The following is an 8,261-nucleotide window of genomic DNA, read 5'->3' as shown; positions in this document are numbered from 1 at the left end:
CCTTTTTCGGAAGAATTAACCTCCAGTATTTTTTTGGAAGGATTAACTTCCAGTTTTAAAATTTGCGAGTGGAACTTCGTTTAGCAATTCACCCGGGGGGATTTTCCCGGAATATTTCTCAGTTTTTGCTTGACAGGCGTAAGAATAAACGGTATTATATCAGTGTTGCGCGAGCGACATTGTCTATTCCTCGATAGCTCAGTCGGTAGAGCACGCGGCTGTTAACCGCGCTGTCGTAGGTTCGAGTCCTACTCGGGGAGCTTACCGGTGCTACTGCACGGGCATGTGGCCCCATGGTCAAGCGGTTAAGACATCGCCCTTTCACGGCGGTAACACCAGTTCGAATCTGGTTGGGGTCATTGAAAATTTTATATGGCGACATAGCCAAGTGGTAAGGCATGGGTCTGCAAAACCCTGATCACCAGTCCGAATCTGGTTGTCGCCTCTCTCTGATGAGCATCCTGTTTCAGGGTGCTCTTTTTGTTACGCAGAGCACTTAACAATAACCAGCCACTTAATGAGGACAAGCGAAAGCGCAGTCCGAGTTTAGTGGAGTGGCTATCTGCGAAGCGGAGCGTGAGCGCGCCAGGCGAGAGGCAGGGCGATCGTGAGCCGCCGGGCCTGCTGCGGGGGGAGCTGCGGAGGCCTGAGCAGCTGCCTTTTTTGCCTTGACATCACAGCCCATGCTCAGTAGAATTGCAGACAGCGGCTTGTTTTATGCTTTAAAGCGGATGCGCAGCTTCTTCCGGGGCACGAGGGGCGCGAAGTGATATTTTTTGCCGGGAGAGCAGGGTTCATCAGGGAGGGAATGCTTATGAGTAAGATTACGATTCTCGGTGCGGGGCATGTCGGCTCACACTGCGCCTATGCGCTGGCGCAGCCGATGTTCTGCGATGAGATTGTACTGGTTGATCAGGACAGGGACAAGGCTGTCGCCCAGGCGCTCGATGTGACCGACAGCCTTTCTTTTGCCCCCAGGGCGGCAGTTGTCCGGGCGGGTGATTACAGCGATGTCGTAGATTCAGATATTGTCTGCTGCGCAATCGGGGAGGCGAGAAAGCCGGGGCAGACCAGGCTGGATATGATGGACCGCTCCGTGGAAATGTGCGACGAGCTGATCGGACAGCTCCGGCCATATCCGATCCGGGGTATCCTGATCTCGATCACAAATCCGTGCGACATCATCGCGGATTATCTCCGGAAAAACCTGAAAATGGACTGGCACCGGATTTTCGGCACAGGAACACTGCTGGACACTGCGCGCCTCATCCGCGCCCTGTCTCTCCGGGCAGGTGTTGCGAGAAGCTCCATCCAGGCATTTTCCATGGGGGAGCACGGGGACTCGTCAATGATCCCGTTTTCCGCGATCCGGATCGGCGGAAAACCCTTTGCGGAGTGCGGACTCAGCCGGGAAGAACTGCTCGAGGATACGCGCCAGAGCGGGATGACGATCATTGAAGGAAAGAAGTCCACAGAGTTCGGCATCGGGCGTGCGTTCGCGGAGATGGCGGCTTGTATTCTCCGCGATGAGAAGCGGGTACTGCCGGCGTCCGTCCTGCTCGACGGGCAGTATGGGCAGAGAGATCTTCATGCCGGTGTCCCCTGCCGGATTGGACGGAACGGGATCGAGGAGATCATCGAGCTGCCTCTCGACACGGCGGAGAAGGCGCAGTTTGACAAATCCTGTGAGATCATCCGCGGGCATATCCGCCGCGCGGAGGAGATCGGGCACCCGGAGGGCAGAGGATGACACTTGAGGAAATCAGGGCGGAGATTGACCGGATTGATCCGGCGATCCGCGAATTGCTCATGCACCGTATGGACTGTTCGGCGGAGGTTGCCCGCGCGAAGGCAGCCTCGGGAGACCCGTCCATCTACCGTGCGGACCGGGAAGCGGAAATTCTCGCACGCCTCGGGGATGAGGTTCCGGAGAATCGGCGGAAGGAATATCTGGCAGTTGTCAAAAAGATTATGGAGACCAGCCGCATGTTCCAGTACGGGCTGCTCTTTGACCTTCTTCCGGAGCTTCCCGCGGCGCTGTTCCGGGGGATTGCCCTGGATGCGCCGAGCACCGGGGTTTCACTCAGCTTTCGGCGGCCGAACCGGCCGGGAGCCCTGGCGGCGATTCTCGGCATGGTCTGGGATTACGGCTATGACCTGGAGCGGTCCGAACACCTCGGCGAGAGCGCGGACGGCGCAATGTCCGGCTTTGCGCTGACGATTGCCGGGGATATCCGCCAGGTGTCCATGCAAAAGCTGATATTCCAGCTCTCCCGGGAGAGTGCGGATTTCCGGATTGAGGAGGTTCGCCGGCAGGCGGATGACAATTCCACTGAGAAAATTTGAAAAAACCCAAGTAAACCTATTGACAAGATAGGATATATAGGCTATGATGGCACCATCGAAAGGAAATCAAACAGGAATTTCCAAAAAGCAGGGAGGTGGAAGCCATGACAGTTCAGACGATGGCGTGTTGTATGATGTGCTGTAATCGAATGTGTGGCTCCCGGGCATACAGAGATGGCCTGCCGGAACGGTGAAGTGTGCTGTCTTCGGCTTTGAATACGCGATGACCATTTGCCCGGGAGAGAAACAATTCTCACCGGGCTTTTTTACCCGATGAGGCGGAAACATTGACCAGTCAAAGAGGGACAGATCACGGCGGGGAGAGCCGCCGGTCCAATCAGGAGGAAATTATTATGGCATATCATTTTGAGACACTTCAGCTTCATGTAGGCCAGGAACAGGCAGATCCGGCAACCGATTCCCGTGCGGTTCCGATTTATCAGACGACATCCTACGTCTTCCACAATTCCGCGCATGCGGAGGCGCGCTTCGGCCTCCAGGATGCCGGCAATATCTACGGCCGCCTGACCAACTCGACACAGGATGTTTTTGAGAAGAGAATCGCTGCCCTGGAGGGCGGCTCCGCAGCTCTGGCAACCGCCAGCGGCGCTGCAGCAGTGACCTACGCGATCGAGGCGCTGGCCAATGCGGGCGACCATGTTGTCGCGCAGAAGACCATCTACGGCGGGAGCTTCAACCTGCTTGAGCACACGCTGTCCCACTACGGAATTTCCACCACGTTTGTCGATGTTCACAAGCTGGACGAGGTTGAGGCCGCGATCCGCCCGAACACCCGCGTGGTTTATATCGAGACGCTGGGCAACCCGAACAGCGACATCCCGGATATCGACGCCATCTCGGAGATTGCACACCGCCACGGCCTGCCGGTAGTTGTGGACAATACCTTCGGCACCCCGTACCTGATCCGCCCGTTTGAGCACGGCGCGGACATCGTGGTTCATTCCGCAACTAAGTTCATCGGCGGCCATGGAACCACACTGGGCGGCGTAATTGTTGATTCCGGCAAGTTTGACTGGAAGGCGAGCGGCAATTATCCGCAGATCGCTGCCCCGAACCCGAGCTATCACGGCATTTCCTTCGTTGATGCCGCAGGCCCGGCCGCGTTTGTGACCTACGTCCGCGCAATCCTGCTCCGGGATACCGGCGCGACGATTTCCCCGTTCAATGCTTTCCTTCTGCTGCAGGGCACCGAGACGCTCTCCCTCCGGATTGACCGCCAGGTGGAGAATACCAAGAAGGTTGTCGAGTACCTCTCCAAGCATCCGCTGGTAGAGAGTGTAAACCATCCGTCCCTTCCGGATCATCCGGATCATGCCCTCTATGAGCGCTATTTCCCGAACGGCGGCGCGAGCATTTTCACCTTCAATATCAAGGGCGGAAAGGCCGAGGCGTTCCGGTTCATCGATAACCTGAAGATCTTCTCCCTTCTGGCCAATGTCGCCGATGTGAAGTCCCTGGTTATCCATCCGGCTTCCACGACACACGCGCAGCTCACCCCGGAGGAGCTCGAGGCAGCAGGCATCCATCAGAATACCATCCGCCTCTCCATCGGCACCGAGCACATCGACGATATCATCGCTGATCTGGAAAATGGTTTCAACGCGGTAAAGAACGGATAATTTCCGCCAGATTCCTGTCATCCTCCTCCTGAATAGGGTATAATCATCCGGTGGCCCGGGCAGACTGCTCTGGGCTGCCGGATTTTTGCGTCTTTGACTGCTGTTCGGGTGCGGGATTCCAGGCAGACATGATTTTTGCCATTTGTGCAGCTGCTCAGGCTCCGCATGTGCTGGACAGTTCCGCATTTTCAGAAGTTTCCCGGCGCAGGGCAGGGCGCCGAGGGGAGGAGATTTATCCTATGCAGGCAGACAGGAAAACAGGAATTTTCGGGATGAATGGGAATTCTCCGCCGGACGGAGAGACACCGGCGGCCAGGCTTCTTGCCTGGTATGACCAAAACCGCCGGGTTCTTCCCTGGCGGGAGAGCCCTACCCCGTATCACGTCTGGATTTCGGAAATTATGCTGCAGCAGACGCGGGTTGAGGCGGTGCGCGCGTATTATGCGCGGTTTCTTGCCAGATTTCCCGACATCCCATCGCTTGCCGTGGCGGATGAGGGCGAGGTCTTAAAATGCTGGGAGGGGCTCGGCTATTACAGCAGGGGGCGGAACCTGCACCGGGCGGCACAGGTCCTCGTGGAACAGTACGGCGGCAGGATGCCCGCAGGGCGGGAGGAGATCCGGAGGCTTCCCGGCATCGGCGCTTACACATCGGCGGCGATCGCGTCGATCGCTTTCGGGGAGAGGGTGCCGGCGGTGGATGGCAACCTGCTCCGGATTTTCAGCCGGATGTCCTGCTGCGGGGAGGAGATCGGCAATGATCGGACGAAGAAGCTGGCGGAGGCGTATTATCTGGCGCTGATGCCGGAAGATCGGCCGGGAGACTTTAACCAGGCGCTCATGGACCTGGGATCGGGGATCTGTGCCGCCCGGGGCGTCCCGGACTGCGGGGCCTGCCCGTGGCAGCGGGACTGCCTGGCGAAGAGTGCCGGCCGGCAGCTGGAATTCCCCGTGAAGGCGCCCAAAAAGGCCCGCAGAGCCGAGAAAAGGACGGTGCTGGTTATCTGGCGGGACGGCAGGATTCTTCTCCGGCAAAGGCCGGGAAACGGCCTTCTCGCGGGGCTCTGGGAGCTGCCGAACCTCACGGGGATCCTTTCCGAGGCGGAGGTCCGGAAAGCCTGTTTTGCGCTCGGTCTGGAGCTTGGCCGGATCACGCCGCTCGGCGAGGCGAAGCATGTCTTCACGCATCTCGAATGGCAGATGGCCGGGTATGAGGCGGCAGCCGTTTCGGACAGCGGAATTGCCCCGGAAGGCGGGGGAATCCTTGTCTGGGCAGCACCGGAGGAGATCAGGGACAAGTATCCTGTCCCGTCCGCGTTTGATGCTTTCCGGGAGAGAATTTCCCGTCCGGTCTATCTGGAATAATCATCGTGGCGGGCAGAGAGCGGTCAGCCATCAGGATATGAAAAAAGCCGGGAGCTTCCGGGGAGGCAGAAAACTGCATCCCCGGGAACTCCCGGCTTTTTCGCCGTTCAGCACATGGCGTACTTACTGGTCTTCCGTGGTGGCTGTCCCGGTGGGCTTCCCGTCCGGGCCGATCCTGCCGGCACCGTCGGTGAACATCTCGTCCATGGTGTGCCAGCCGAGAACCGCGCATTTTACGCGGGCCGGCATGTGGGAAATGTCCTCCAGGGCGCCGGCTTCCTCCAGCTCCTCCTTCTCCGCCTCCGTGACCTTGCCCCGGATCATGCGCAGGAAGAGGTCGGAGAGGTGCTGCGCCTCTTCCTTGCTCTTGCCGATGATGAGGTCAAGCATGATGTCGGCGGACGCCTGGGAAATGGCGCAGCCGTCGCCGACGAAGCCGCCGTCCTGGATGATGCCGTTGTCATCAACCCTGAGGCTCAGGATAATGTCGTCGCCGCAGGTGGGGTTCACGCCCTCCAGGGTGTAATTCGCGCCCTCGATCTTGTCCTTGTGGGCGGGATGAAGATTGTGATCCGTCAGGATCTCATTGTAAAAACTATTCTGCATAGCCCATTTTCCCCCGTACTTTCTTCAGGCTTTCCGCAAGGCGGAAGATCTCCTCGTCCGTGTTGTAGAAGCAGAGGCTGGCCCGGGCGCTGGAGAGGTGGCCCAGGTACTTGTGAAGCGGCTGCGCGCAGTGGTGGCCGACGCGGATGTCGATGCGGTCGGCGTCCAGGATCGCCGCGATATCGTGCGGATGCACGCCGTCGATGACGAAGGACACGATGCCGTGGTGGTTCATCGGGTCATCGTCGCCCAGAAGGTGCAGGTGCGGGATTTCCCGGAGCTGGTCCATGCAGAGCTTCGTCAGGTGGTTTTCCCTCTCCTCGATGAGGTCGAAGCCCAGCGTATTGTAGTAGCTGATCGCCGCCCTGAGGCCGACCGCGCCGCCGGCATTGACCGTGCCGGCCTCGAACTTGTGCGGAACCTCCGCGTAGGTCGCGCTCTGGCGCTGCACGTACTCGATCATTTCCCCACCGGTCAGGAACGGGGGCATCTGCTCCAGAAGGTCAAGCTTTCCATAGAGGACGCCGATGCCCATCGGGGCCATCATCTTGTGGCCGGAGAATGCCAGGAAATCGACGTCGAGATCCTGGACGTCCACCGGGATGTGCGGAACGCTCTGGGCGCCGTCACAGACAAAGACCGCACCGAACTCATGGGCAATCCGGGCAAATGCCTTAATATCGTTTTTGACCCCGAGCACATTGGAAATCTGGGTCATGGCGACAAGCCGGGTCTTCTCCGTCATTGCCGCGCGGACCATCTCCGGGGTCAGGCGGCCTTTTTCGTCACACTCGACATAGCGCAGGACGGCTCCGGTGCGCTTTGCCGCCATCTGCCAGGGAAGAATGTTGCTGTGGTGCTCGAGGATGCTGATCAGGATCTCATCGCCGGGTTTGAGGTTTGCCTCCGCCCAGGTGAAGGAGACCAGGTTCAGGCTCTCGGTGGCATTTCTCGTGAAAATAATCTCGTTCGCGCTCTTCGCGTGGATAAAATCCGCTGCCGCCATCCGGGCAGTCTCATATTCGTCGGTCGCCTTGAGGCTCAGCTCGTAGAGGCCGCGGAGCGGGTTGGCGTTCTCGTGCTCATAATACTCGCGGACGGCGCGGAGCACGCAGTCCGGCTTCTGCGTCGTCGCGGCATTGTCCAGATAGACAATGGACGGATCCTCGAAGAGGGGGAAAGCACTGCGGATGCGCTTGTCGTCGAGCGCTCTCTGTGTATCAGTCATGACAGGATTCTCCTTTCAGAAAATCACGGACGCGGCACTTGGTCTTCTCGTCGGTCACCTTCTCGAGAAGGGCTTCCACGTGGGCGGTTGCCAGCATCTCGTAGATGGCGTCCTGGGGGATGCCTCGGGACTGCATATAGAACAGCAGCTCATCGTCCAGCTTGCCGATGGTCGCGCCGTGGTTGCCCTCCACGTCCTCCTCGTCGCAGAGGATGAGCGGGATCGTCTGGTTGATCACCGTGTCGTCCAGGAGGAGGACATCCTCCTTCTCGTTGCCCTTCGCGCCGGAAGCCCCCTTCCGAAGATCGATGGTGCCGCGGAACAGCTTGAAGGCGCGGTCGCGGAGGACGCCGGAGGCGTTGATCTCGCTCAGCGTCCTGCGGCCGATGTGATTGACCGCGTAATTCATATCCAGGCGCTGTGTGCCGCCGACGATGTAGGCGGTGTCCATGGCAAGACAGGCGCCGGTGCCGTTGAGGTCAGTCCTCATCCCCTCGTAGGTCCTGCCACAGCCGAGGATCAGCTGGATCAGCTCAAACCTTGCGCCGTCGCCGATCTCGGTGCCGATATCGTTGATGAAGGTCATATTTTCCCCGAGGCGGTGCACCTGCACCAGGCGGACCAGGGAATTCTTCTCCGCGCGGATCTTGGTCTGGACACCGGCGAAGCCGGCAGAGCCCGGGGCGGAGCGGTAATCCATAACCACGGTCATGGCGCTGTTCTCGCGCGCGGTCAGTTCAACATAATTGAAGTTTTTCGGCGTCTCGCCGTAGCGGAAATCCAGGCGGACGGGCTTTTCGCAGGTCTCGCCGGCTTTCGTCTTGAAGCGGCTGGACGGAATGTCCGTCTGTTCAAGAAGGTCGTCCACCGCGCTGCCGCATCCGGTGGCGATGTCCTTCAGGCGCTTGACGTTGTCGGTACTGTGAAGGATCACATCCGGCACTTCGGCGAGAAGTGTACCGGCATCGGGGAGCGGAATGTCCCGGATTTCGCTCTGGTTCATGCCGAGATGGTTCCAGGTGAGTGCCGGAAGCCGGTTGATGACCATATCCTTATTCTGACTCATGAATGAAACTC

7 protein-coding genes and 3 tRNA genes are annotated in these 8,261 nt (G+C 59.1%); 7 read left to right on the top strand and 3 right to left on the bottom strand.

Annotated features, from left to right (window positions below; translation table 11 throughout):
* Window positions 1–187: 187 nt before the first annotated feature.
* From ISF27_RS12205 to mutY, 7 genes are all read left to right on the top strand, one after another.
* Window positions 188–260, top strand: a tRNA-Asn gene (locus tag ISF27_RS12205).
* Window positions 261–287: 27 nt separating this feature from the next.
* Window positions 288–359: transfer RNA gene (locus ISF27_RS12200), tRNA-Glu, on the top strand.
* 15 nt (window positions 360–374) lie between these two features.
* A tRNA-Cys gene (locus tag ISF27_RS12195) sits at window positions 375–445 on the top strand.
* A 369-nt stretch (window positions 446–814) separates the two neighbouring features.
* On the top strand, window positions 815–1,750 hold the full coding sequence (locus ISF27_RS12190) for an L-lactate dehydrogenase (protein ID WP_235986389.1): 936 nt from the start codon (window positions 815–817) through the stop codon (window positions 1,748–1,750).
* Window positions 1,747–2,346, top strand: a complete 600-nt coding sequence (locus tag ISF27_RS12185; RefSeq protein ID WP_194611757.1) for a chorismate mutase — start codon at window positions 1,747–1,749, stop codon at window positions 2,344–2,346. Before ISF27_RS12190 ends, ISF27_RS12185 begins: the two co-directional genes overlap by 4 nt.
* A 353-nt stretch (window positions 2,347–2,699) precedes the next feature.
* Window positions 2,700–3,986: an O-acetylhomoserine aminocarboxypropyltransferase/cysteine synthase family protein gene (locus tag ISF27_RS12180; RefSeq protein WP_194611756.1), complete on the top strand. Its 1,287-nt coding sequence runs from the start codon at window positions 2,700–2,702 to the stop codon at window positions 3,984–3,986.
* Between the two features lie 272 nt (window positions 3,987–4,258).
* A complete protein-coding gene (mutY, locus tag ISF27_RS12175) occupies window positions 4,259–5,350 on the top strand; it encodes an A/G-specific adenine glycosylase (RefSeq protein WP_194611755.1) in 1,092 nt (363 codons plus the stop codon).
* A 123-nt stretch (window positions 5,351–5,473) separates the two neighbouring features.
* Here mutY and sufU read toward each other — a convergent pair whose 3' ends face one another.
* Genes sufU through ISF27_RS12160 form a run of 3 tightly spaced genes read right to left on the bottom strand, consistent with a single transcriptional unit; the run spans window position 5,474 to window position 8,250 of the window.
* Window positions 5,474–5,956 (bottom strand): Fe-S cluster assembly sulfur transfer protein SufU, encoded by a 483-nt coding sequence (gene sufU, locus ISF27_RS12170; protein WP_194611754.1) that lies wholly within the window; start codon window positions 5,954–5,956, stop codon window positions 5,474–5,476.
* Window positions 5,946–7,184, bottom strand: a complete 1,239-nt coding sequence (locus tag ISF27_RS12165; protein WP_194611753.1) for an aminotransferase class V-fold PLP-dependent enzyme — start codon at window positions 7,182–7,184, stop codon at window positions 5,946–5,948. The genes sufU and ISF27_RS12165 overlap by 11 nt, the downstream gene beginning before the upstream one ends.
* Complete coding sequence (locus ISF27_RS12160) at window positions 7,177–8,250, bottom strand: SufB/SufD family protein (RefSeq protein ID WP_194611752.1); 1,074 nt, start codon at window positions 8,248–8,250, stop codon at window positions 7,177–7,179. The genes ISF27_RS12165 and ISF27_RS12160 overlap by 8 nt, the downstream gene beginning before the upstream one ends.
* Window positions 8,251–8,261 lie beyond the last annotated feature (11 nt).

This window comes from Clostridium vitabionis (genome assembly GCF_015351765.1).
Classification (GTDB): domain Bacteria; phylum Bacillota; class Clostridia; order Lachnospirales; family Lachnospiraceae; genus Clostridium_R; species Clostridium_R vitabionis.
Note: the sequence above shows the minus strand (reverse complement) of the source record. Positions and strands in the feature narration are given on the sequence as shown.

What these genes read in the sequence shown, in the direction of transcription:
- ISF27_RS12185 (WP_194611757.1), top strand. Translation starts at nt 1,747, where the DNA reads ATGACACTTGAGGAAATCAGGGCGGAGATTGACCGGATTGATCCGGCG.
- mutY (WP_194611755.1), top strand. Translation starts at nt 4,259, where the DNA reads ATGAATGGGAATTCTCCGCCGGACGGAGAGACACCGGCGGCCAGGCTT.
- ISF27_RS12165 (WP_194611753.1), bottom strand. Translation starts at nt 7,184, where the DNA reads ATGACTGATACACAGAGAGCGCTCGACGACAAGCGCATCCGCAGTGCT.
- ISF27_RS12180 (WP_194611756.1), top strand. Translation starts at nt 2,700, where the DNA reads ATGGCATATCATTTTGAGACACTTCAGCTTCATGTAGGCCAGGAACAG.
- ISF27_RS12190 (WP_235986389.1), top strand. Translation starts at nt 815, where the DNA reads ATGAGTAAGATTACGATTCTCGGTGCGGGGCATGTCGGCTCACACTGC.
- ISF27_RS12160 (WP_194611752.1), bottom strand. Translation starts at nt 8,250, where the DNA reads ATGAGTCAGAATAAGGATATGGTCATCAACCGGCTTCCGGCACTCACC.
- sufU (WP_194611754.1), bottom strand. Translation starts at nt 5,956, where the DNA reads ATGCAGAATAGTTTTTACAATGAGATCCTGACGGATCACAATCTTCAT.